Raw genomic sequence first — 22,195 nt, forward strand, 5'->3', positions numbered from 1 at the left:
GACTACTTGATCCACTCCGCCCAGTCCATGTTCCAGCCGTTGAGGCCGTTGTCCGGGGCGATCTGCTTGTCCTTGGAGTTCTTCACGACGACCACGTCGCCGATCAGCGACTCGTCGAAGAACCAGGCGGCGGGCTGGTTGCCGTCACCGGCGCCGCGGACGTCCTTCAGGCCCACGCAGCCGTGGCTGACGTTCTCCGAACCGAAGGTGCTCGACGGGGCCCAGTAGTTGCCGTGGACGAAGGTGCCCGAGTTGGACAGGCGCATCGCGTGCGGCACGTCGGAGATGTCGTACTCGCCGCCGAAGCCGACGGTCGCGCCGTTCATCCGGGTCACCTTGTACTTCTCGCTGATGACCATCTGCCCGTTGTAGGTGGTCGTCGACGGGGCGCCCGCGGTGATCGGGATGTTCTTGATGACCTGGCCGTCGCGGACCACCTGCATGGTGTGCTCGCTCGCGTCGACCGTGGTGACCTGCGAGCGACCGATGGTGAAGGTGACCGTACGGGTCTGCTTGCCGTAGACGCCGGGCCGGCCCTCGACACCGTCGAGCGCGATCTTCACGGTGACCTTCGTGCCCGCGGCCCAGTACTTCTCCGGGCGGAAGTCGAGGCGGTCGTTGCCGAACCAGTGGCCCTCGACCGGGACCGACGGCTCGGCCGTGACGGTGATGGCCTTCTCCACGGCCTCGGTGTTGGTGATGCCGCGGGTGAAGTTGAACGACACCGGCATGCCCACGCCGACGGTCTGGCCGTCCTCCGGCGTGTAGTGGCCGACGAACGTGTTCTTCGGGGTGAGGGTGGTGAAGGTGGTGTCCTTGGCGGACTCCCGGCCCGCCTCGTCCTTGGCGACGGCGTGCACCTTGTACTCGGTGGCCGCCGCCAGGTGGCGCGCCGGCTCCCAGCTCGACCCGTCGGCGCCGAGCTTGCCCTCCACCGCATTGCCCTTGGTGTCGGCGACGGTCACCGTGGTGAGCTTGCCGCCGGTGCTCGTGATCTTCAGGACACCGCTGGTCTCGACTTCCTTGGAGCCGTCGTCCGGCTTGACGCTGACGACGGCCTTCGACGCCTCGTTGCCGGCCTTGCCTCCCCCGGCGGCGCCGCCGCCGTTGCCGGCCCCCGAGCCGCCGCCCGAGCCGCCGCCGCTGCACGCACTGGTGAACAGCAGTGCCGCTCCCAGCAGGAGGGCCGGCAGGCCGGAGCGGCGGGCGCGGCCGCGTATCGGCTGCAGGTTCACTCTTCTCTTCTCCCCATGTCCCCCGCGCGCGGACGGTCGCGCGCATGTCGACAGGAAATCACATGGAGATATCACGAAGAGAAACGGTCATGTCACCGTTCCGTCCCAAGAAGCGTGGTACGGCGCGCCGGCGCGGTCAGTGGGGCCACCCGAGCTCCGGAACGTCCAGGCCGGGCAGTCCGCCCTGGACCCCGTCCCACTCCCTGCCGGCCGGCTGCTCCCCGCCCTCGTCCTCGCCGCCGTCCGCGTCCTCCTTGCCCGGGTGCTCCTTCGCCTCGTCCTCGTGCTCGGGCTCGTCCTTGACGGGGTGCTCCTCGTCCCTGCCCTTCTCCCCCTTGTCCTTGCCCTTCTCCCCCTTGTCCTTGTCCTTGTCCTTGTCGCCGTCCTCGTCCTTGCCCTGGTGGTCGCGGTCGTTGTGCAGCGTCACCTCCAGCGTCCCGCCGGGGGTGTTCGCGTCCAGCCGCAGCGGCCCGGTGACCCGGTTCGGCGGGAGGGCGTAGTCCTCGGGCGCGGCCGTCTCCCTCAGGTAGTACGAGCCTTCCTCCAGCCCCTCGAAGTCGCAGGTGCCCTCGGTGTCCGTCGCGCAGCCCGGGTGGGCGAGGAGGTCCGCGGTGCCGCCCTTGGTCTGCAGGCCCTCGGTGCCGTTCGTCTCGCGCCAGAGCTCGAACACGACACCGCGCAGCGGCTGCCCGCTCTTGCGGTCCTTCTTCAGCAGCCGGATCCGGTGCCCGCTCACCTCCTGGTCGTTGGGCACGGTCACGGTGACCCCGGCGGCGGCGTTCTGCTCGGTGAGGACGACGGTGGCCACGGGCTGCTCGGGCAGCTCGTAGCCGTTCGGGGGCACGGTCTCGCGCCAGTGGTACGTGCCGACCGGGACCACCCCCTCGCAGAGGCCCTCGGCGTCGGTCACGCAGGAGCCGCGGACGAGCTCGTCGCGGGCGGTGCCGTCGACCTGGAGGCCCGCGACGCCGTTCGCCTCCCGCCACAGCTGGAAGGTCGCCCCGGAGAGGAAGGTGCCGCGGGGGCCGTCGACCTTGCGGACGGCGACCCTGCCGGTGACCGGGACCGGCTCGTCGCATGCGGGCAGGTCCCCGTTGAAGGGGTACGCGTGGAACTCCTGGCCGCCGCCCCCGCTCCGGGAGCTGGTGTGCGTGACGGAGCCGGTGGTGAAGAAGCGGCCGTTGATGCCGGGGAGGGTGACCGTGGTCGTCGAGGACTGCTGGCCCATCAGGAAACTGCCCTGGAACTGGCCCGTACCGGTCAGGTTCACCGTCGTGGCGTCCGGGAAGTTCCACAGCAGCCGTCCGCGGTACGCGTTGAGCGGGTCGGTGTCGGCGATGCCGCCGCTGTAGGTGTTGACGGTGCGGGTGGTGCCGAGGACGTTGACCAGGACGGTGGCCCCGGCCGGGATCCGGGTGAAGCGGACGCCCTGCTGGGCGCCGGTGCTGCCCGTCAGGTCGGCGTCGACGTTGAAGACCTGGAGGGGCGAGGTGTCGTCGCCGGTGAAGAGGGTCTCGTGGCCGTTGTTGGCGACGGTCCCGGTGGCCGGTCGCAGGTTCCGGCCGTCCGGCCGGGCGTAGCAGCGGCTGGCTGCGGTGAGCCGGTCGCGCAGGCCGGCGTACGGGCGGACGGCCGCGGTGTCCCGGACGCGGGTGCCGCTGACGACGCCGGTGAGGGTGCCCGCGTGGCGGACGACGCCGGTGTCGGCGAGCAGGCGCTCGCCGTCGGCCAGGGTGACGTTGCCGCCGGTGGTGAGGAAGTCCGCGCCGGCGGGGGGCGGGACGAGGGATCCGGCGCCGACGACGCCCACGTTGTAGCGGCTGTCCAAGCCGGCGGCCTTGTCCTGGTCGAAGCTGCCGAGGACGACGATCCGGCCCTCGGCCTCGGAGGCGCGTCCACGGACGAGGAAGTCGCCGCCGACGAAGACGTTGATGCCGTCGTCCCGGCCCTTGAAGACCCCGTCGCTGCCGATCGGCGGGTACGGGTCGGGGCAGGCGCTGCCGACGCAGGGGCCGAGGCCCCCGGGCAGCGGTGCCCTGAGGGCTGCCGCGGCCGGAGCAGTGGTGCCGGGACCGGCCGCCGCGGCGGGACCGGCCGCGAGCGCGGTGGCGGGCACCCCCGCGGCCAGGACGGCTCCGATCGCGAGCCCGAGGGCCCAGTTCCTTGCTGCCATGACGCTCCGTCTCCGTCGCCTGCGCTGATGTGCCCTGACAGGCTGGGGGCAGGAGGCGTGCGGGGCGCGCGGGGACACTCCCCCGCTACGGCATTCCGATCACACGGATCACCCGTGCGGGCAGCGCCGGGCGCCGGTGCGGCGGCGCCGGGCCTGGATGGCACCGTGCGTGGATGCCGTGCGGCGGCGCCGTGCGGGGGTGCGGGCCGAGCCGGGTCAGGCGATGGCGGAGCCGGCCACCCAGTCGGCCCAGGACATGTTCCAGCCGCCCAGTCCGTTGTTCGGGGCGACCGTCTTGTCCGTCGAGTTGACGACCTCCACCACGTCCCCGATCAGGGTCCGGTCGAAGAACCAGCCGGCGGGTGTGTCCGACCCGCCGCCCTTGTCGTCGCGGAGCCCGATGCAGCCGTGGCTGACGTTGGTGGCACCGAAGGTGTCGGGGCTGGCCCAGTAGTTGCCGTGCAGGAAGGTCCCGGACGTGGTCAGCCGCAGGGCGTGCGGGACGTCGGGGATGTCGTACTCGCCGCCGAAGCCGACGGTCTGGCCGTTCATGCGGGTGACGTCGTACATCTCGGTCACCACCATCTTCCCGTTGTAGGTGGTGTTCTCGGGCGAGCCCGCGGTGATCGGGACCGTGGACAGGACCTGCCCCTCGCGCCGGACCACCATGGTGTGCGCGGCCGCGTCCACGGTGGAGACCTGGGAGCGGCCCACGGTGAACGAGACGGTCTTGTCCTGGACGCCGTACGCGCCGGGGGCGCCCTGGACGTCGCGCAGCCGCATCCGGACGGAGACCTCGGTCCCCGGCTTCCAGTAGTGCTGGGGCCGGAAGTCGAGGCGGTCGCGGCCGAACCAGTGGCCGACGACCTCGACGGCCGGGTCGGCGGTGACGGTGATGGCCCGCTCCACCTCGGCCCGGTTCTCGATGGGCCGGCTGAAGTTGAACGAGACGATCATGCCGACGCCGACGGTGGAGCGGTTCTCGGGCTTGAAGTAGCCGATGAACCGCTCCCCGGGGACGTAGGTGGTGAACGTGGTGTGCCGGGCCTGGCGGCGGTCGTGACCGTCGCGGGCGACCGCGTCGACGGTGTACTTGGCGGCGAGGGCGAGCTTCCCGGCCCTCGGGTCGGGGCTCCAGCTCAGGCCGTCGGGGGCGATGCTGCCGGGGACCCGCTCCTCCTGGGCGTCCTCCACCTTGGTGACCACGACCCGCTCCAGGCGCCCTTCGGGCACCCTCACGGTCAGCGGGCCGTCGGCCGACACCCCCTTGGCGTTGTCCTCCGGAGTGATCCGAATGGCCTCCTCCGCCGACCGGGGTTTACCGGGCAGCTGGATCTCGACCGGTGAGCGGCCCTCCCCGGTGCATCCGGCCAGGCCGCCCAGCACGCACGTCCACGCCGCGAGGGCGGCCCAGCCCGCCCCCGCCCGCCTCGTCACAAGTCTCACGAACCCTCCAACGACCGGGCCTCCCGGGGGAAACGTGGCCACGGGCCACGTTCCGGGGGGAACTGTCCGGGCAGAACAGTGGGAAGGACCAGACGGGGGCGGGACCGGGCCGGGACGCCCGGGCCGCACAGCCCTGCCCCCGCCGGTACCCAGGAGCCGTGGAGGCGGGCAGTGTCGAGCGCAGCCGAGCAAGAGGCGGTGGATGCCGCCGCCGTGGGGGCAGTCGAGGCCCCGGTCGTCGTCGTCGCGCAGGGCCGGGAGCCGGGGCGGCGGGCCGCGCCGCCCGAGGGCCCCCCGGTGTGGCCGGGGTCCTCGCACCCGTTGGGGGCGCGGTTCCGGGCCGGACCGGACGGGAAGGCCGGCACCAACTTCGCGCTGTGGGCGCAGGGCGCGGAGGCCGTGGAGGTGTGCCTGTTCGACGCCGACGGGGCCGAGACCCGGTGCGCGCTGACCGAGCTGACGCACGAGATCTGGCACGGCTTCCTGCCGGGGGTGCGGCCCGGGCAGCGGTACGGCTTCCGGGTGCACGGCCGCTGGGACCCGTGGACGGGCGCCCGGTTCAATCCGGCGAAGCTGCTGCTGGACCCGTACGCGCGGGCCGTCGACGGCGGCGCGGGGAACGACTACGGCGCGCTGCCGCCGGAGGTGTACGGGCACGTCCGGGACTGGCCGCAGCAGTACATCGCGGACACCGTGCGCGACGACCGGGACTCGGCGCCGTACGTGCCCAAGGGGGTGGTGGTCCACGATGACGACGACTGGTCGGACGACGTCCGGCCGAAGACCCCGTGGGCCGACTCGGTCATCTACGAGCTGCACGTGCGCGGCTTCACCATGACCCACCCGGACGTCCCGCCGGAGCTGCGCGGCACGTACGCGGGCCTGGCCCATCCCGCGGCGATCGAACACCTGACCAGGCTCGGGGTGACCGCGGTGGAGCTGCTGCCCGTGCACCAGTTCGCGCACGAGGACCACCTGCTGCGCCGGGGGCTGCGCAACTACTGGGGCTACAACTCGATCGGCTACTTCGCCCCGCACGCCGGGTACTCCTCGTCCGGCACGGCCGGGCAGCAGGTCGGCGAGTTCAAGCGGATGGTGCGGGCGCTGCACGCGGCGGGGATCGAGGTCATCCTCGACGTGGTCTACAACCACACGGCGGAGGCCGGGGAGCTGGGCCCGACCCTGTCGCTGCGCGGCATCGACAACCGCGGCTACTACCGGCTCCAGTCCGACCAGCGCCGCTACGCCGACTACACCGGCTGCGGGAACACCCTGCACGCGGGCCGCCCCCACGTCCTGCGCCTGATCACGGACTCGCTGCGCTACTGGGTCACGGAGATGGGCGTGGACGGCTTCCGCTTCGATCTGGCGGCGGCGCTGGCCCGGTCGATGCACGACGTGGACATGCTCTCGCCGTTCCTCGCGGTGATCGCCCAGGACCCGGTCCTGCGGCGGGTGAAGCTGATCGCCGAGCCGTGGGACGTGGGCTCGGGCGGCTACCAGGTGGGGGCCTTCCCACCGCTGTGGACGGAGTGGAACGACCGCTACCGGGATGCCGTGCGGGACTTCTGGCGGGGCGCGCTGCCCGACGTACGGGACCTGGGGTACCGGCTGTCGGGGTCGAGCGACCTGTACGCGTGGGGCGGGCGGCGGCCGTACGCCTCGGTGAACTTCGTGACCGCCCACGACGGTTTCACCCTGCGCGACCTGGTGTCGTACGAGCGCAAGCACAACGAGGCGAACGGCGAGGCGGGCCGGGACGGCACCAACGACAACCGCTCGTGGAACTGCGGTGCGGAGGGCGAGACGCACGACGCCCGGATCCGCCGGCTGCGGCGGCGGCAGCTGCGCAACCTGCTGACGACGCTGCTGCTGTCCACGGGGGTGCCGATGCTGGTGGCGGGCGACGAGTTCGGGCGGACCCAGGGCGGCAACAACAACGCGTACTGCCAGGACAACGAGACGGGCTGGGTGGACTGGTCGCTGCTGGAGGATCCGGCCTGGCAGGAGCTGTGCACGCTGACCGAGCGGCTGGTGGAGCTGCGCCGGCGACACCCGGTGCTGCGCCGGAAGGCGTTCTTCTCGGGCCGGGCGCAGGGCGCGGACGGGCTGCGGGACCTGGCCTGGTTCACCCCGGCGGGCGTCGAGATGACGGAGCGGGACTGGTACGCGCCGACCGCCGCCCTGGGCATGTACCTGTCCGGGCGGGACATCCCGGGGCGGGACGAGCGGGGGCGGCAGGTCGGCGACGACAGCTTCCTCGCGCTGCTGCACGCCGGGGACCGGCCGCTGTCGTGGGTGCTGCCGGGGCCTCCGTGGGCGCGGGAGTACGAGCTGCTGCTGGACACCGCGCGGGAGGAGCAGGCCGTACCGCCGGGCAGCCGGCACCGCGGCGGTCAGACGCTCACGGTGCCGGCACGGTCGGTGCTGTTGCTGCGGGTGGCGGACTGAGGCACTACTGAGGCACTGCGGACCGCGGGCCCGGGGGTGGCTGCGGCTCGGCAGGGGTTCAGGCGGCAGTGGTCAGCGGCTCGGCGGGGGTCTTCAGGCGGGCCACCCGCAGCCAGCCGGCCGCGGCCTTGAGCGCGGAGCCCGCCGCCAGCCCCCAGGCCGCCCCGGCGACGCCGAAGGCCGCGTACCCGCCGAGCAGGAGGGCCACCGACAGCAGGGAGAACACCACCTGGAGGGAGAGCGTGGCCTTCGGCCGGAGCACCCGCAGGGTGAGGAGGGCGCAGGTGCCGAGCCCCATCACCGCGTACTGGGCCCCGGTCGCCGGCAGCAGCGCGGCCGCGGCCCCCCAGGTGTCGCCGAGCAGCTGGCGCCCCGCGCCGTCGGGCAGTGCGTACAGCACGGCCGCCCAGCCGGCGCCGAGCACCGCGAGCGAGGCACCCGTCAGCAGGGTCAGCCGGACCACGCCCCGCTTGCCGGAAGCCCGGCCCACGACCGGCGGTCCGAACGCGTTGGCCGAGTTGAACAGCACGTTCAGCGGTCCGAACAGGGTGGTGGCGCCGCGCAGTGCGCCCACCGCGAGCGGGGTCGCGAACACGCCGAGGCCCAGCACCGCGAGCTGGCTGGAGCCGTTGCCGACGGCGAACTCCACCACGAAGCGCTGCCCGAGGTGGCCGCGCCGCAGGTAGGGGCGCAGGTCCGCCCGCACCCCGCGCACGAAGGGGCGGAGCAGCAGCAGGCCGAGGCCCAGCGCGGGGAGCGCGGAGAGCCCCCACACCAGCACCAGCCGCCCCGGCGAGGACCCTTCGGGCTGGGCGAGCAGCGCGGCCACGACGCACACCAGGCGCAGCGCGTCCGCGGCGAGGGCCCGTTCGGGGGTGCGCAGCGCGGAGAAGCAGTACCGCAGGCCGTCCTGGACGAGGACCAGCGGCAGGACCAGGCCGAGGGCGAGGAAGGCCCACCCGACGGAACCGGGCAGTACCAGGCCGGCGGCGGCCAGCACCGCCCCGGCGGCGGCCGCGGCGGCCGCGGTGAACCCGATCGCCGAGCGGCACACCGCGCCGAGCCGGCCGGCGTCCTTCTCCAGCACCACGGTCTGGCCGACGTAGGCCATGTTCAGCCCGAGGAGCACGCTGAACGCCACGTACACCATCGAGAAGTCGGCGAAGCCGGCCGCCGAGGACAGCCGGGCCGCCAGCACCAGCACGAGGATGTTGGTGGCGCTGGAGGCGGCCTGGTCCAGGACGGAGGAGACGGCGGCGAGGCCCCGTCGGCTCACCTCTTGCCCGTGCGGACGGTGCGCAGGGCCACGGTGTCGGTCCCGTCGCCCGGAATGTGCTGGTCCTGCCCGGTCGACTGCCGGGTGAGCGGCTCCGGTCGGGGCTGCGGCCGGGCCGCGGGCGCCGGGGCGGGGGCCGGGGCGGGGGAGCCGCCCTTGGACTTGCCGCCGCGGCCCCGCTTCTCGACCGGCAGCGGGGCGTGCACGACGGCGCCGAGCACGGTGCCGCCGGCGCCGGTGATCAGCTCGCGGATCCGGGACAGGTCGCTGCGGTGCACGGCGCGCGGGTCGCAGACGACGAGGACGCCGTCGACGCGGTCGACGAGGGCGAGGGCGTCGGCGTACGACAGGACGGGCGGGGCGAGCACGACGACCGTGGAGTTCGGGGAGTCGGCCTCGGAGATCAGCCGGGTGGCGCGCGGGGAGGTGAGCGCGCGGGCCACGTTGCGGACCCGGTCGCCCGGGATCAGGTCGAAGGCGCCGGACTCGCCCGCGTCGACGACGAGCTGGCGTCCGTCGGGCCAGTCGGAGTCGCCTTGGGCGGCGGTGCCCGGCTGCTGGCTCCAGCGCGGCCGGCTGCCCGCGTCGGTGGGCAGTTGGCTGGCCAGGACCGGGGTGCGCAGGTCGGCTTCGATGAGCAGGACGTCCTTGCCGGTCTCCGCGAAGGAGGCGGCCAGGTTCACGGCCACGGCAGCGGCGATCTCGCTGCTGCCGCGCGGGGCGACGACGAGGAGGCGGCGCCGGTCGGCGAAGCGGGAGTCGTAGGCGAGCCGGAAGGCCACCTGGCGGAACTCCTCCGCGAGGCGGGGGTCCTCCTCGCCGGCCGCGAGCAGGGGCCCGCCGGCGCTCTTGTCCCGCGGCAGGGAGCCGAGGACGGGGGCGCGCAGGGCCCGTGCGACATCGCCCTCGGAGCGGGGCGCCGGGTCGAAGACGAGCCGGACCCAGGCGGCGAGCAGGCCGAGCGCGAGGCCCACGGCCGCGCCGAGGGCGAGGGACATGGGGATGCCCGGCCCGTCGCCGTCGCTGGGCGGGGTGGCTGCGCTGGTGACCCGGCCGGGGGTCATGTCCAGGGCCTGGAGCTTGGCGATGTTGCTGTTGAGGGTGTTGACCTTGCCCTGCAGGTCGGTCTTGGAGGAGTACGCGGCGTCGCGGGCCGGGCCGGACGGCATGCCGTTGATCTGCTTGACGAGTTCGTCGAGTTGCTTGGCGACGGGGTCGCGCTGCTCCTGGTAGCCCTTGACCATCTTGTCGCGGGTCACGTCGAGCGATTCCTGCCGCTTGAGCAGGTAGGCGTCGGTCATCGCGTTGGCGCGCTTCGCGGCCTCCTTCGGGGAGGAGGCGGTGTAGGTGAAGCGCAGCACCATGGTCTGCGGCGGGTTGGTCACCTGCAGGCCGCTGCGCAGCCCGGCGAAGTCCTTGGCGGTCACGCCGAGCTTCTTGGCGGCCTCGTTGGCGATGGAGCTGGAGAGCGCGACCTGGCGCTCCGAGCCGATGTTGATCGCCTTGTCGGGGGCGAGGCTCGGGTTGAACGGGTCGTCGGTGGGGGCGCGCAGCACCACGTCGGTGGTCGCCACGTACGTGTCGGCTGTGGAGATGCCGAGGTAGACGCCGCCCAGCAGTCCGATGCCCAACCCCGCGCCGATGAGCCGTCGGTAGCGCAGGAGCTGGCGGAACTGGTCCCGGAGGAGGTCGGGTTCGTCCTCGGCCGGGACCGCTGCGGGGCGGTTCGTCTCGATCACGACTGCGGACCCCCAAGTGCTTCGTCTATCAGTGCGTCGATGCGGGCCAGGCCCGCGTCGCGGCTCAGGTGGGCCGCCACGTGGCGGGGCCCGGCCGCCCCCAGTGCGTCCGCGCCCCCGGGGTCCTCGGCCAGGACCCGTACGGCCTTCAGCAGGGCCTCGGGGTCCTCCGGCGGTACGAGCACCCCTGCGCCCGAACGTTCCACCTCCTGGGCGGTGCCGCCCTCCGCCGCCACGGAGGCGACGACGGGCCGGCCGGCCTGGAAGTAGGAGGTCAGTTTGGACGGCACGCTCATGTCGAGCACGGCCGCATGCTGTGTGACGGCGAGTACGTCCGCCGCCGCGAGGATATCCGGGAACTCTCCGTCGGCGGCAGGGGGGATGATGTCCAGGTTCGGGACGTCGGCCGACAGGGCCTCCAGGGCGGGACGCTGGCTGCCGTCGCCCATCAGCACGAACCGGACGTTCGGGTCCAGCCGGGCCGCGCCGACGAGGACTTCCAGGCCCTGCTTGAGGCCCATGTTGCCGGAGTGCAGCACGACGGTCTGGTCGGGCGCCCAGCCGAGGTGGTGGCGGGTCTCGCCGCGCGGCTTGGTCGGCTGGGGCACATGGGACCAGTTGGGCACCAGGCGGATCTTCTTCGGGTCCACGCCCATGCCGACGACCCGGTCGACGAAGGTCTCGTGGATGACGCCGACGAGGGTGGCCCGCTTCAGGGCGTAGGCCTCGGCGCGCCCGGCGAGGGCGGCCGCCTTGTCCCCGCCGCTGATGCCGCTCTGCGCGGCGGCGGCGCCCATCAGGTCCTGGACGACCGGGACGAACGGGACCTTCCACTTGGCGGCGAGGCGGGCGGCGAGCACGCCGCCGGCCAGGCTCGGCATCTGGGCCATGACCGCGTGCGGGCGGGGCATCCGGGGCGGGGCGGCGGCACCGTGGAGAAGAATCGATCCTTCGAACAGGGCGCGCTTCACGGCTGTTTGCACGGCGGGCACCGTGTGCGCACGCCGGTGCACAGTGACACCCGCGCGCCGTTCCGTGCGCTGGAACGCGCCCCTGTACTCCGGTTCGAGCGACCACGACGGGTAGTGCGGCATGCCGGCGAGGACGTGCGTTTCGTGGCCGAGACCCGCCCAGTGCTCCGCGATCTGGGTGGCGTACGGACCGATACCCGCGTGCTCGGGAGCGTAATTGGTGGAAACCAGCAGCAGGCGCCGGTGACCGGATGTGGACACGTGAGGTCCCCTTCTCCCCAGGATGATGCGCACGTCACCCTATTCGTTCACCGGCACGCCGCGGAACGTGCACGCTATTGTCTGCTAATCCACCACACCGGGGGGTGTGGTTGCTGGGGGGTAACTCATGACGGAGCGGGACATGTCCGAACTTGGCGCCGGCGCGCGCAGACCGTATCGAGTGGGCTACGCGCCGGGCGCATACGACCTCTTCCACATCGGACACCTCAACATCCTTCGCCACGCCCGGAGTCAGTGCGACTACCTGGTGGCCGGGGTGGTCTCCGACGAGATGGCCGAGCGGGCCAAGGGGCGCCGCCCGATGATCCCGCTGGTGGAGCGGCTGGAGATCGTACGCAGCGTCAAGTACGTGGACGCCGCGTTCGTCGAGACGGTTCCGGACAAGGTGGAGACCTGGAAGCAGGTCCGCTTCGACGTGCTCTTCAAGGGCGACGACTGGCGGGGCACCCCCAAGGGCGACAAGCTGGAGCGGGACTTCGCGGCCGTCGGCGTCGACGTCGTGTACTTCCCCTACACGGTGCACACGTCCAGCACCCAGCTGCGCCGGGCCCTGGACGCGCTCGCCGAACCGCCCGCGGACTCCGTCACCGCGGAACGGCGCTGAGCTCGCGGAACCACTTCGCGAGGAACGCCAGCAGGAACAACACCGCGACGGCGCCCAGTGCGGCGTAGGCCCAGCGGAACGACCCCCCGCCGCCGAGCAGCAGGAAGACCAGGCAGAACACCCCGTAGTCCACGGGCAGCAGGGCCACCGCGCGCAGCGTCGAAGGAGCGGCGGCCGGGCTGCCGGGGGCCGGCTTGGGCTTGAGCTTCTCGGTCAGCAGCCCGCCGAAGAAGGTGACGACCGCGGCGAACTGGAAGCCGAGCGGCACCAGCAGCCAGCCCGCGCCGCCCGTCCCGTACGCCTCGGGGAAGCGGTAGAAGGCGATCAGCACGCAGGTGTGCAGTGCCGTCAGCTTGGCGCAGTCCACGACGTGGTCAAGCCATTCGCCGGCCGCACTGCCCCCGCCCCGCAGCCGGGCGAGCTGCCCGTCCGCGGAGTCGAAGGCGAAACCGACGGCCAGGGCCGCCCAGACGGCGACCCCCAGCCCCCACGAGGGCGCGGACAGGGCCACGGCGGCCACGGCGGCGAAGCTGAAGGCGGCGCTGACCAGCGTCACCTGGTTCGGAGTCAGTCCGAGGACGTAGGAGGTGGCCGCCAGGTACCGGCCCGCGGGCCGGTTGACGAACCGTGAGTAGAGCGAGACCCCCTTCGCCGACTTCTGCGCCCCGCGCAGCTCCCGCAGCGCGGCTCCGAAACGTGACATGCGTACCCCTGATCCCGGCGGCGGCACACGCGCACGGGTGAGGCACGTGTGTACGAAGGCCACATCATCGCAGGGCGAGTTCGGACTCCCGCTCCGCCGGCCGGCGGCGGATGTCCGGAAGCAGCAGTACTCCGAGGTTCGCGGCGGCGGTCAGCACGGCGGCGACCAGCAGCGGCGCCGCGGTCCCCGTGACCCCGGCCAGCGGGGCGGCCACCGCCAGGCCCAGCGGGCGGGCGGCGAACGAGATGAGGGTGTCGAAGGAGCCGACCCGGCCCAGCGCCTCCAGCGGGATGCGGCGCTGCAACTCGGTCTCCCACAGGGGGCTGAGCACCCCCAGCCCGAACATGGCGAGGCAGTAGGCCGCAGCCGTTACCGCCGTCGGCAGCCGCAGCGCGAGGGCGGCGAGCGGCAGGGCCTGCACGGCGGCTCCGACGGCCACGCCGTGCAGCGGACTGCGGATCGGCAGCCGGCCGGCCGCCCAGACCCCGGCGAGCACCCCGGCCGTGCCCGCCTGGGCGATGACCACCCAGGAGCCGGCGCCGCCCAGGCTCTCCACGGCGATCAGCGGCCCGAGGGTGAGCAGCAGCCCCGCCGCGAGGTGCCAGACCCCGTGGGCGAGGACGTTGGCCAGGAACCAGGGGTGGCGCCGGGCCTCGGCCCAGCCGCCCCGCAGTTCGGCGGCGAAGCCGGCCCGGCCGGCGGGAGAGGCGGCAGGAGCGGCGGCCGGGCGCAGTCCGCCGAGGGTGAGCGCGGAGGCGGCGAACAGGGCGGCGGTGAGCAGGGAGGACCAGCCGGCGCCGAGGGTCAGCATCATGCCGCCGGCCGCGGCGGGCCCGGCGATCTGGGCGAGCCCGCCGGCCACCGCCAGCCGGGAGTTGACGCGCAGCCGGTCCGCGGCCGGGACGACGGCGGCGACGAGGGTGCGGACGGAGGGGTTGCCGAAGGCGACGCCGACGCCGGTGACGGCGGCGAGCGCGGCGAGCCAGCCGATCCGGACGGGGCCGGCCAGCAGCAGGAGCCCGGTGGCCGCCTGGGCGGCGGCGCGGACCAGGTCGGCGGCGAGCACGACCCGCCGGGCGGGGTGGCGGTCGGCGACGACGCCGGCGACGGGCAGCAGGAGCAGCATCGGCAGCAGCTCGCTGGCGAGCACGATGCCGAGGTCCCCGGCCGAACCGGTCGGTACGACGGCCAGGGTGAGGGTGGTGGGGATGAGGGCGGTGGCGAGGGCCGCGGCGGTACGGCCGGTGAGGAGCCGCCGCGTGATCGGCGAGGTCATGGGGGCGAGAGTATTTCGTCGGCGAATTATTCGTCAACGAAATACATGGGCGGGGGTGCGATACTTCCGGCATGGACGCAGTGGACTCCGAGGACTCAGTCGACCGCCACATCGCCCGGTGGAGCGGCAAAGTGCCCTTCGACGTGCCCACCGAAGAGGTCATCACCCGGATCCAGCTGCTGGCCAAGCACGTCAAGTACGGCAAGGAGCGGGCCCTGGCCGAGACCGGCCTGCAGGAGTTCGAGTTCGAGACCATGCACCGGCTCGCCTCCCGCGGCGAGCCCTGGCGGGCCCCCTCCGCCGAGCTCGCCGCCGAACTCCTGCTCTCCCCCGCCGGGATGACCGGCCGCCTCGACAGCCTGGAACGGTCCGGGCTGATCCGCCGGGTGCGGGCCACGGGCGACCGCCGCCGGGTCGACGTCGAGCTGACCGACGCCGGACACCGGCGGTGGCGCGAGGCCATGCGCTGGCGGGGCATCGCCGAGGCGGAGATGATCGAGCCGCTGGACGACGCGGAACGCGCCGCCCTCTCCGCGCTCCTGAAGCGGATGCTGCTGCACGTCGAGGCGAAGTAGAGCGCCCACCGCCCGACCGGCGTACGGCCCCCCGCCCGACCGGCCCGCCCTCCCGTGGGCCCGCCGCTCAGCGCAGGGTGGTGGACTTGTCCGAGCGGTACGTCGCCACGAGCGCCAGGCACAGCCCCGCGATCGCCACCCGGCCCGAAGCCTGCAGCAGCGGCCCGCGCAGCAGGATGAACGAGTACCCGGCGACCAGCGGGACGACCACCGAGATCAGGCTCCCCGAGGGCGCCCGGCGGGTGGCCCGCTTCGCGTAGCGCCGGTCCACGCGCGCGGCCGCGTACCCCATGCCCAGCAGCCCGGCGCCCATGCCGAGGGGGCCGAAGTCGAGCCACAGCTCCGCCCAGATCGGGGAGGAGAGGTTCGTGTTGACCGTACCCATCCACTGGCCGACCATCACGCCGGTGTCCCGCGGCTTGCCCGGCCAGACCGAGCGCGGCACCGCGAAGAACACCGACCCCGCGAGCTGCTGGCCGTAGAAGTGGCCGGGCCCGGACTCGGAGAAGGTGATCGTGTTGGCGAACATGCCGATCTGGTCGTAGTCCTTGAGGGCCATCGGCTCCAGGAACGAGGTGGTCTCGACCGGCTTGTAGTTCTTCTCGTCGTACCGGAAGCGGTCCGCGAAGGGGAAGACGAGCAGCGCCACCACCACCGCCATCGACAGGGCGACCCGGTACATCGCGGCGCTCACCGGGAAGACGGTGAAGAGCAGCGCGAACATGACGGTCAGGAACCAGTAGCGGGGGTTCGAGATCGGGTTGTTGACGACCAGGTTCAGCACGCACAGCGCCCCCCAGGTCACGATGATCGAGACCTTCCGGCGGGCGTACTGCGAGGTGATCAGCCAGCGCGTGTACAGCAACAGGGCGAGCAGCGCCGGCACGGTCCCGAAGCCGCGCAGGAACGCCTGGCCGGCCTGACCGTCGCCGTTGGAGACGCCCGCCTCCTCGATGCCCGCGATGATCTCCTGTCGGCTGGAGAAGAACACCGCCGGGCCGCCGAGCTTGAGGATGAAGGCGCCGCTGCACAAGAAGGCCAGCACGGTGAGCAGTTGGAGGCGGCGCCGGTGCGCCATCACGGTGCGGCGCTCCTTGCGGGAGCCGCCCGCCCGCCCCGCGGGCCGGTGACGGGCCAGCAGGACGCCGACGTCGAACGCGGTGCAGCCGAGCAGGACCAGACCGATGGCCAGGGTGAGGTCGGAGCGGGGGCCGACCACCGGGGTCGGTACCCGGCCCAGGACCGCCTGGGCCAGGGGGGCCACCCCCATCGCCATGTACACGAACAGCCAGAAGGAGCCCTGGAGCAGCTTGCGGCGGCTGGTCAGCACCATCGCCGAAAGTCGGGCGCCCGCGTACATGGTGAGCAGGAGTTGGAGCCAGAAGGCCGCGTCGCGCTGACCGTCGCCGGGCTGGCTGGCGACGAACAGCGGCAGGAAGACGGTGAAGCCGAGGATGAGCGGGACGGACAGCGCGCGGGAGAGCAGCGTCCGGGGGCTGGTGATGCGGCCCCAACGGTTCGCGTCGGCCTCGTCGAAGGGGTTGCGCGCCTCCGGCCGGAACGCCGCGAGGAGGGGGTTGCGCGTCTCCGTTGCCACTGCTGCCCCCACCCCATGTGCCTGGTCCGCGCGCAGTCTAGTCTGAGCGGGCCGCGCCGGGGAGGCGCGGCCGGGGTGGAACGACGAGGGGCAAGCGTTGCGTGATCTTCCTTCCTTCACGCTGGCCGGGTACGACAAGGGGCGCGGGCTGCTGACCCAGGCGCTCTGGTTCGCCGTGATGAACACGCTGTTCATGGCGTGGTTCTGCCCCGCCCGGCTGCGGGTGGCCCTGCTGCGCGCGTTCGGCGCGCGGATCGGCGAGGGCGTCCTCATCCGCCACCGGGTGCGCGTGTTGTGGCCGTGGAAGCTCACCGTCGGCGACCACACCTGGATCGGCGAGGGGGCCTGGCTGCTCAACCTGGAGCCGGTCACCATCGGGTCGAACGTGTGCGTCTCGCAGGAGGCCATGCTGTGCACGGGCTCCCACGACCACCGCGCCACCGACTTCCGCTACCGCAACGCGCCCGTCACCGTCGAGGACGGCGCCTGGGTGGCGGTACGGGCGACCGTGCTCGCCGGGGTCACCGTCGGCCGCTGCGCGGTGGCGGGCGCCGGATCGGTGGTCCACCAGGACCTCCCCGCGCTGACCCTGCAGACCTCGGACGGGCGGCGCCGCCCGGTGGAGGAGCCCAAGTGAGAGTCCTGCACGCCGTTACGCTGCATTCCCCGTCGCACGCCTTCGGCGGGCCGGTGCGGGTCGCGCTCAACCTCGCCCGGGGGCTGCGGGCCCGCGGCCACGAAGCCGGTCTGGTGGCCCTCGGCGAGGGCTTCGGCGACCCCTGGCCCACCGCGGTCGAGGGCGTCCCCGCGCGGCTGTTCCCGGCCCGCCGGCTGCTGCCGCTCGGCTTCAGCGGCATCACCTCGCCGGCCCTGCTGGCCTCGGCCGGGCGCCTCGTGCGCGACGCCGACCTGGTCCACGTCCACCTGGCCCGGGACCTGGTCACCCTGCCGGTGGCCCTGGCCGCGCTGCGCGCCGGGCGGCCCCTGGTCCTGCAGACCCACGGCATGGTGGACCCGAGCGGCCGGCTCCTCGCCAAGGTGCTGGACGCGCTGGCCGTGCGCCGGGTGCTGCGCGGCGCCGACGCGGTGCTGTACCTCACCCCGTACGAGCGCGAGGGGCTCGACGCGGTCGTGGGCGGGCCGCTGCCCGGTGCGGTCCGGCTGGTCAACGGCACCCCGGCGCAGGACGCCCGCCCGGCTCCGAGCGGGCCGCCGCGCGTCCTGTACTCGGCCCGCCTCCAGGCCCGCAAGCGGCCGGTGGACTTCGTCGACGCCGCCCCGGCCGTCCTGGCCGCGCACCCGGACGCGGAGTTCGTGGTCGCGGGTCCCGACGAGGGCGAGCGCGCCGCGGTCCTCGCCCGGATCGCGGAGCTGGGCCTGTCGGACCGGTTCACCGTGCCGGGGGCGCTGTCGGGTGCCGAGGTGCAGGCGGAGCTGCGGCGGGCCCACGTGTACGTGCTGCCTTCGGTGGACGAGCCGTTCCCGATGTCGGTGCTGGAGGCCCTCGCGGTGGGCGTCCCGAGCGTGGTGACCCACTCCAACGGGCTGGCCAAGGACGTCGCGGCGGCCGGAGCCGGTCTCGCGGTCGAGCCGGGCCCGGCGGGCGTGGCCGCGGCGGTGCTGTCCCTGTTGGACCCGGCGGCGAACGCGGCCGCCTCCCGGGCGGCACGGAGCCTGGCCGCGGGGTCCTTCTCCATGGACGCGGTCCTCGACACCCTGCTGCCCGTCTACGGGGCCGCGCTGCGCCGCTGAACCGCCGGCCGTTGTCGGTGGCCCGTCCTAGCCTGGGCCCATGGGGATCTACGTGGTGGACGTGGCAGCGGCCGACTGGGTGGACGGGGAGGTCTACGGGCCCCTCGGCGCCGCCCTCGACGCGGAGTTGGCGCGGCGGGGGCTGGGAGCCTTCACTCCGGCGGCCGCAGCACCGGAGCCGGAACCCGTGCCGGAACGTGCCGGGCTGCCGGGCCTGTTCGGCCGGCGGAACCGTGCGGGGCGGCCCGCGGGCCCGCCCGACCGGTTCGAGGAGAAGGTGAACCGGCCGTACGACGGCCTGGAGGCGTTGTGCCGGGCGCAGCCCGCCGCATGGCGGTGCGAGGAGGCCCTGCTCGACTGGGACGTGCTGGTGCCGGTGGACTTCCCCGGCGTCATCGAACTGCCGGTCTCGGCGGAGCTGGGGGGCGACGGGGCCCGGGTCCGCAGTGCGCACCGCGCCGCCGAGGCGGGCCGGCGGCTGGCCGGGGTGCTGGGGCTGCCGGAGAGCGTGCCGCGGGACGGCGGGAACCTCGCGCTGACGGGCTGGTTCGCCGACCTGGACGTGCGGAGGGCCGCCGCGGACGGTGCCGGCCCCTGGCTGGAACAGCTGGACGCGGCCTACTTCACCGCGCTGTACCTGGGGGCGGCGGAGCACGCGCTGCGCCGCGGCTGCGCCATCGGCTACAGCTGACAGCCGGCTCCCCGCCCCCGACAATGGGCGGATGATCATCGATGAGGGCGGGGACCCGGCGACCCGGCAGGCATGGACGGCGCTCGGCGGTGCACCCGGGCTGAGCGGGCGGGTGGGGTACCGGGGCGCCGGGGCTCTGGGCGCGGCCCGGCTGCCGGTGCGCGAACTGGCGCGGGCGAGCGTGGGGGTGTGCTCGCTGGCCGCGGCCGAGCTGGCGGCCGTACGGGCGGGAAGGGCGGTGGCGGACCTGCCCGGCCTGGTGGTCGACGAGGGGGCGGTGTCGACGGCGTTCACGAGTGAGCGGCACCTTCGGGTCGACGGGCGGGCCCCGGTGTCCTTCGCGCCGCTGTCCGGGTTCTGGCGCGCCGCCGACGGATGGCTGCGCACGCACGCCAACTATCCGCACCACCGGGCCGCACTGGAACGCGTCCTCGGCTCCGGCTCCGGGTCCGGCGGGCTGACTCCGGAGCGGCTGCGGGCGGAGCTGGCCGGGCGGAGGGCCGTCGAGGTGCAGGAGGCCGTGTACGCGGCGGGCGGGCTGGCGGTGGCCGTGACCCAGGGGTTCGGGGCGCCGCAACCGCTGGTGGAGGTGCAGGGGACCGGTGGGCGCGGGCGGGAGCTCGGGGCCGGCCGGCTGCCCGCCTCCGGGGTGCGGGTGCTCGACCTGACCCGGGTGATCGCCGGGCCGGTGGCCACCCGCACGCTCGGGCTGCTCGGCGCCGACGTGCTGCGGATCGACCCGCCCGGGATGCCCGAGGCGGACGACGCCCACGCCGACACCGGCTTCGGGAAGCGGTCGGCCCGCCTGGACCTCGCCGACCGGGCGGACCGGGAGGTCTTCGGGGAACTGCTGGCGGAGGCCGACGTGGTGGTCGCGGGGTACCGGCCCGGGGCCCTCGACCGGTACGGCCTGGCCGCCGGGGAACTGGCGGCGCGCCGGCCGGGGCTGGTGGTGGCCCAGGTGTGCGCCTGGGGGTGGCACGGCCCGTGGGCGGGGCGCCGGGGCTTCGACTCGCTGGTCCAGGCGGGGTACGGGATCGCCGCGGCCGAGGCGGGCCCCGACGGGGCGCCGGGGGTGCTGCCCGCACAGGCGCTGGACCACGGGACGGGGTACCTGCTGGCCGCCGGGGTGCTGCGCGCGCTGGCGGAGGGCGGCGGGCGGGTGCTGCGGTTCTCGCTGGCCGGGACGGCCTCCTGGCTGGTCCGGGAGGTGCCGCGGCAGCCGGCCACCCCGGTCGGGCCCGCGCCCGCCGACACCGGGCCGGCGGCGTACGGACCCGGGGCGCCCGGGCCCGAGCCCTGGCTGCGGGAGACCCCGTCGGCGTACGGCAGGCTGCGGTACGCGGCGCCGCCGCTGGCCGCGGGTCCGGGCGACTGGCCCGCGGGCCCCTCGCGCTGGGGAACGGACCCGGCCCGCTGGCTCCCGGCCGGCGACCTGCCGTAGCGGCCGGGTCCCGGCGGCGGGCTGCCCGGGCCGCGCACGACCGGACACGACCGCGCCCCCGCGGGTCCGGTGCTCCGGGTCCGCGGGGGCGCTGGTGGTGGTGCGGGGTTACGCGGGGATCCAGGCGTAGCAGCCGGTGGAGGTGAACTCCGCCGCGCCCGCCGGGACCGAGGCCGTGATCTTGTCTCCCGGCTTCGGGGCGGTCTCCGGGCCGGAGGCCACCACCGCACCGTCCTTGCCCTTGACCTGCCAGGTGCAGGCGGCGCCCTGGGTGGTCAGCGCCCGGTAGGTGCCCTGTGCGGGCGCCGGGCGGGTGCCGTCCGGGAAGCCCTTCTCGGCGGCGGCCAGGATCGGCTTCTGCTCAGGGCACAGGTGGGTGATGGCGTTCGTCGCGTCGGGGACCTCGCCGGCGATGACGGCTCCGGTCGCCGCGTCCTTGTCGCGCTTGGCGGTGCGCGCCACCCGCTGGCAGGACTCCTGCCCGGTCTGGAGGAAGGCTGCCGGGTCCATCTTCTCCGGCACCCGACCGCTGAGGTACGTCTTCTCCTTGTCCGTGAAGCTGCCCGTCTTCGGGGTGAGCTTCGCGTCCGGGAGGACGGGACCCGTCGGCTTCGCCCCGGGCGACGGGGGCGTGCCGGTGGCATCCGCCGGGTCCGGGACCGACGAGGCGGCCGGCGGCTTGGGCTTGGCCGCCTCGGCGGACCCGCCGTCGCCGCCGGAGCTGCAGGCGGTCAGGGTCAGGGCTGCGGCCAGCAGAACAGCAGCCGCGGCGGAGCGTCGGTACATCAGGAGGGCTCCTGTACTTGCCGGTCGTTCGGGGAGACAGAGCGAGCGCGGGGCCCGGCGTCGACGGCCGGACCCCGCGCTCCCCCGTGCGGTTACTTCGGGCCGAAGGTGAGGATCAGCTGCGGAGCGGCGTCCGCGGCGGTCGACTCCTTGGACCACAGCCACAACGGGTCGGTGCCCGTGCTGGTCAGCGCCACGCCGTAGCTGGTGCCGAGCGCCGAGGTGACGGCGGCGGTGTCCAGCGTGGCGCTCTGCAGGGCCGAGCCGTCCGGGATGGCGGCGAAGGTGCCCAGCGGGGTGGTGCCCACGGCGGGCCTGGTGGTGTACGAGGTGGTGTCGCCGCTCCAGGTGCCGGTGACCGGGACCACGGAGACGGTGTCGGCGGTGCCGGCTCCGGCCTGGGTCGAGGTCTTGACCTGGAGGACGGCGGACTTCAGGACCTGCCCGGCCGGCGCGGCCGGCACGTTGAAGCGCAGGTAGGTCTGGTACAGCGGGTTGCCGCGGACGGCCAGCGAGGTGGCGGCGCCGTTGGCGGCGCTCGGGGCGCCCTGGTTGACGTAGGTGTCCTCGGTCGCGGTGACCTTGGAGACCGTGTCGGACGGGGCCTTCGCCAGGTCGAAGTGGTTCTTGACCTGGGCCTCGGTGAGCGCCTTCGGGTAGACGGCCGTCTCGTCGATCTGGCCGGCGAAGAAGTTGCTCGTGGGGCGGTTCGGCCAGCCGGACAGGTTGTCGCCGCCCACGTGCCAGTAGCCCGCGTACGAGAGGGAGTCCGTGACGTTCAGGGTGCCCTTGTTCTGGCCGTCGACGTACAGGGCCATGCCGGACGGGCCCTGGGTGGCGACCACGTGGTGCCACTTGTTGTCGTTGTACGTGTCGAACAGGCCGGTGGTGATGGTCTTCGACGAGCCGCTGTACACGCCGAACGCCAGGCGGCCGGTGTTGGTCATGTAGATGTGCTTGTCGAACGTACCGCTGCTGCGCGTGGTGTTGTTGCCGAAGCCGACGAGCTTGCCGCCGCGCGTGCTGTTCGTCTTGAACCAGGTCTCGATGGTGAAGGCGCTCGACACGGTCTGGCGGCGGTCGCTGTGGACCAGCTGGCTGGTGCCGTTGAAGCCCATCGCGGTGCTCGCGCCGCTGGTCGCGCCCGGCGTCTGGCGCAGGGCCGGGGCGTTGACCTGGACGCCGCTGGTGTTG

At 73.9% G+C, this 22,195-nt stretch carries 18 protein-coding genes; 7 read left to right on the forward strand and 11 right to left on the reverse strand.

Translation table 11 applies throughout. The features are described 5' to 3' along the window. Nucleotides 1-2 precede the first annotated feature (2 nt). The 3 genes from ACZ4VL_RS15340 to ACZ4VL_RS15350 all read right to left on the reverse strand — a co-directional run bounded on the left by ACZ4VL_RS15340 (nucleotide 3) and on the right by ACZ4VL_RS15350 (nucleotide 4,845). A complete protein-coding gene (locus tag ACZ4VL_RS15340) occupies nucleotides 3-1,229 on the reverse strand; it encodes a L,D-transpeptidase (protein ID WP_468199865.1) in 1,227 nt (408 codons plus the stop codon). A gap of 142 nt (nucleotides 1,230-1,371) precedes the next feature. After that, the gene (locus ACZ4VL_RS15345) at nucleotides 1,372-3,408 is read right to left on the reverse strand and encodes a choice-of-anchor A family protein (RefSeq protein WP_468199838.1); all 2,037 of its coding nucleotides are present in this window, start codon (nucleotides 3,406-3,408) and stop codon (nucleotides 1,372-1,374) included. A gap of 216 nt (nucleotides 3,409-3,624) precedes the next feature. Then, entirely contained in the window at nucleotides 3,625-4,845 is a 1,221-nt protein-coding gene (locus ACZ4VL_RS15350; protein ID WP_468199866.1) for a L,D-transpeptidase, read from the reverse strand. A gap of 180 nt (nucleotides 4,846-5,025) precedes the next feature. Here ACZ4VL_RS15350 and glgX point away from each other — a divergent pair, with 180 nt between their 5' ends. After that, nucleotides 5,026-7,305 carry a glycogen debranching protein GlgX gene (gene glgX, locus ACZ4VL_RS15355; RefSeq protein ID WP_468199839.1) on the forward strand — a complete coding sequence of 760 codons (2,280 nt, stop codon included), beginning with the start codon at nucleotides 5,026-5,028 and terminating at the stop codon, nucleotides 7,303-7,305. 58 nt (nucleotides 7,306-7,363) lie between these two features. Here glgX and ACZ4VL_RS15360 read toward each other — a convergent pair whose 3' ends face one another. The 3 genes from ACZ4VL_RS15360 to ACZ4VL_RS15370 are packed head-to-tail and all read right to left on the reverse strand — an operon-like array spanning nucleotide 7,364 to nucleotide 11,522. Then, nucleotides 7,364-8,581, reverse strand: a complete 1,218-nt coding sequence (locus ACZ4VL_RS15360) for an MATE family efflux transporter (protein WP_468199840.1) — start codon at nucleotides 8,579-8,581, stop codon at nucleotides 7,364-7,366. After that, complete coding sequence (locus tag ACZ4VL_RS15365; RefSeq protein WP_468199841.1) at nucleotides 8,578-10,320, reverse strand: lipopolysaccharide biosynthesis protein; 1,743 nt, start codon at nucleotides 10,318-10,320, stop codon at nucleotides 8,578-8,580. Before ACZ4VL_RS15365 ends, ACZ4VL_RS15360 begins: the two co-directional genes overlap by 4 nt. Then, nucleotides 10,317-11,522 (reverse strand): glycosyltransferase, encoded by a 1,206-nt coding sequence (locus ACZ4VL_RS15370; RefSeq protein ID WP_468199868.1) that lies wholly within the window; start codon nucleotides 11,520-11,522, stop codon nucleotides 10,317-10,319. Before ACZ4VL_RS15370 ends, ACZ4VL_RS15365 begins: the two co-directional genes overlap by 4 nt. 172 nt (nucleotides 11,523-11,694) lie before the next feature. Here ACZ4VL_RS15370 and ACZ4VL_RS15375 point away from each other — a divergent pair, with 172 nt between their 5' ends. After that, nucleotides 11,695-12,177, forward strand: coding sequence for an FAD synthase family protein (locus tag ACZ4VL_RS15375; RefSeq protein WP_468199843.1), 483 nt, complete (start codon nucleotides 11,695-11,697; stop codon nucleotides 12,175-12,177). Here the strand turns inward: ACZ4VL_RS15375 and ACZ4VL_RS15380 are convergent. After that, a complete protein-coding gene (locus ACZ4VL_RS15380; protein WP_468199844.1) occupies nucleotides 12,158-12,880 on the reverse strand; it encodes a CDP-alcohol phosphatidyltransferase family protein in 723 nt (240 codons plus the stop codon). The two genes, ACZ4VL_RS15375 and ACZ4VL_RS15380, sit on opposite strands and share 20 nt — an antisense overlap. 64 nt (nucleotides 12,881-12,944) lie before the next feature. Then, nucleotides 12,945-14,156 (reverse strand): MFS transporter, encoded by a 1,212-nt coding sequence (locus ACZ4VL_RS15385; protein WP_468199846.1) that lies wholly within the window; start codon nucleotides 14,154-14,156, stop codon nucleotides 12,945-12,947. 71 nt (nucleotides 14,157-14,227) lie between these two features. On the opposite strand from ACZ4VL_RS15385, the gene ACZ4VL_RS15390 reads away from it, so the two are divergent. Then, nucleotides 14,228-14,731 carry a MarR family winged helix-turn-helix transcriptional regulator gene (locus ACZ4VL_RS15390; RefSeq protein ID WP_468199847.1) on the forward strand — a complete coding sequence of 168 codons (504 nt, stop codon included), beginning with the start codon at nucleotides 14,228-14,230 and terminating at the stop codon, nucleotides 14,729-14,731. A gap of 67 nt (nucleotides 14,732-14,798) precedes the next feature. Here the strand turns inward: ACZ4VL_RS15390 and ACZ4VL_RS15395 are convergent, their stop codons facing one another. Beyond that, the gene (locus ACZ4VL_RS15395; RefSeq protein WP_468199849.1) at nucleotides 14,799-16,328 is read right to left on the reverse strand and encodes a hypothetical protein; all 1,530 of its coding nucleotides are present in this window, start codon (nucleotides 16,326-16,328) and stop codon (nucleotides 14,799-14,801) included. Nucleotides 16,329-16,425: 97 nt separating this feature from the next. Between ACZ4VL_RS15395 and ACZ4VL_RS15400 the strand changes: the two genes are divergently transcribed. Genes ACZ4VL_RS15400 through ACZ4VL_RS15415 form a run of 4 tightly spaced genes read left to right on the forward strand, consistent with a single transcriptional unit; the run spans nucleotide 16,426 to nucleotide 20,215 of the window. Next, nucleotides 16,426-16,965, forward strand: a complete 540-nt coding sequence (locus tag ACZ4VL_RS15400) for a WcaF family extracellular polysaccharide biosynthesis acetyltransferase (RefSeq protein ID WP_468199850.1) — start codon at nucleotides 16,426-16,428, stop codon at nucleotides 16,963-16,965. Beyond that, the gene (locus tag ACZ4VL_RS15405) at nucleotides 16,962-18,080 is read left to right on the forward strand and encodes a glycosyltransferase (RefSeq protein ID WP_468199851.1); all 1,119 of its coding nucleotides are present in this window, start codon (nucleotides 16,962-16,964) and stop codon (nucleotides 18,078-18,080) included. The genes ACZ4VL_RS15400 and ACZ4VL_RS15405 overlap by 4 nt, the downstream gene beginning before the upstream one ends. A 40-nt stretch (nucleotides 18,081-18,120) precedes the next feature. After that, complete coding sequence (locus ACZ4VL_RS15410; RefSeq protein ID WP_468199852.1) at nucleotides 18,121-18,771, forward strand: hypothetical protein; 651 nt, start codon at nucleotides 18,121-18,123, stop codon at nucleotides 18,769-18,771. A 31-nt stretch (nucleotides 18,772-18,802) separates the two neighbouring features. After that, nucleotides 18,803-20,215: a CoA transferase gene (locus tag ACZ4VL_RS15415; RefSeq protein ID WP_468199854.1), complete on the forward strand. Its 1,413-nt coding sequence runs from the start codon at nucleotides 18,803-18,805 to the stop codon at nucleotides 20,213-20,215. 108 nt (nucleotides 20,216-20,323) lie between these two features. Here the strand turns inward: ACZ4VL_RS15415 and ACZ4VL_RS15420 are convergent, their stop codons facing one another. Both ACZ4VL_RS15420 and ACZ4VL_RS15425 read right to left on the reverse strand, forming a co-directional pair. Beyond that, the gene (locus ACZ4VL_RS15420) at nucleotides 20,324-21,001 is read right to left on the reverse strand and encodes a hypothetical protein (RefSeq protein ID WP_468199856.1); all 678 of its coding nucleotides are present in this window, start codon (nucleotides 20,999-21,001) and stop codon (nucleotides 20,324-20,326) included. 92 nt (nucleotides 21,002-21,093) lie between these two features. After that, nucleotides 21,094-22,195, reverse strand: a 1,102-nt coding sequence (locus ACZ4VL_RS15425; protein ID WP_468199858.1) for a LamG-like jellyroll fold domain-containing protein, incomplete at its 5' end; no start/stop codon positions are given.

It is taken from the genome of Streptomyces sp. NPDC029014 (assembly GCF_055564695.1).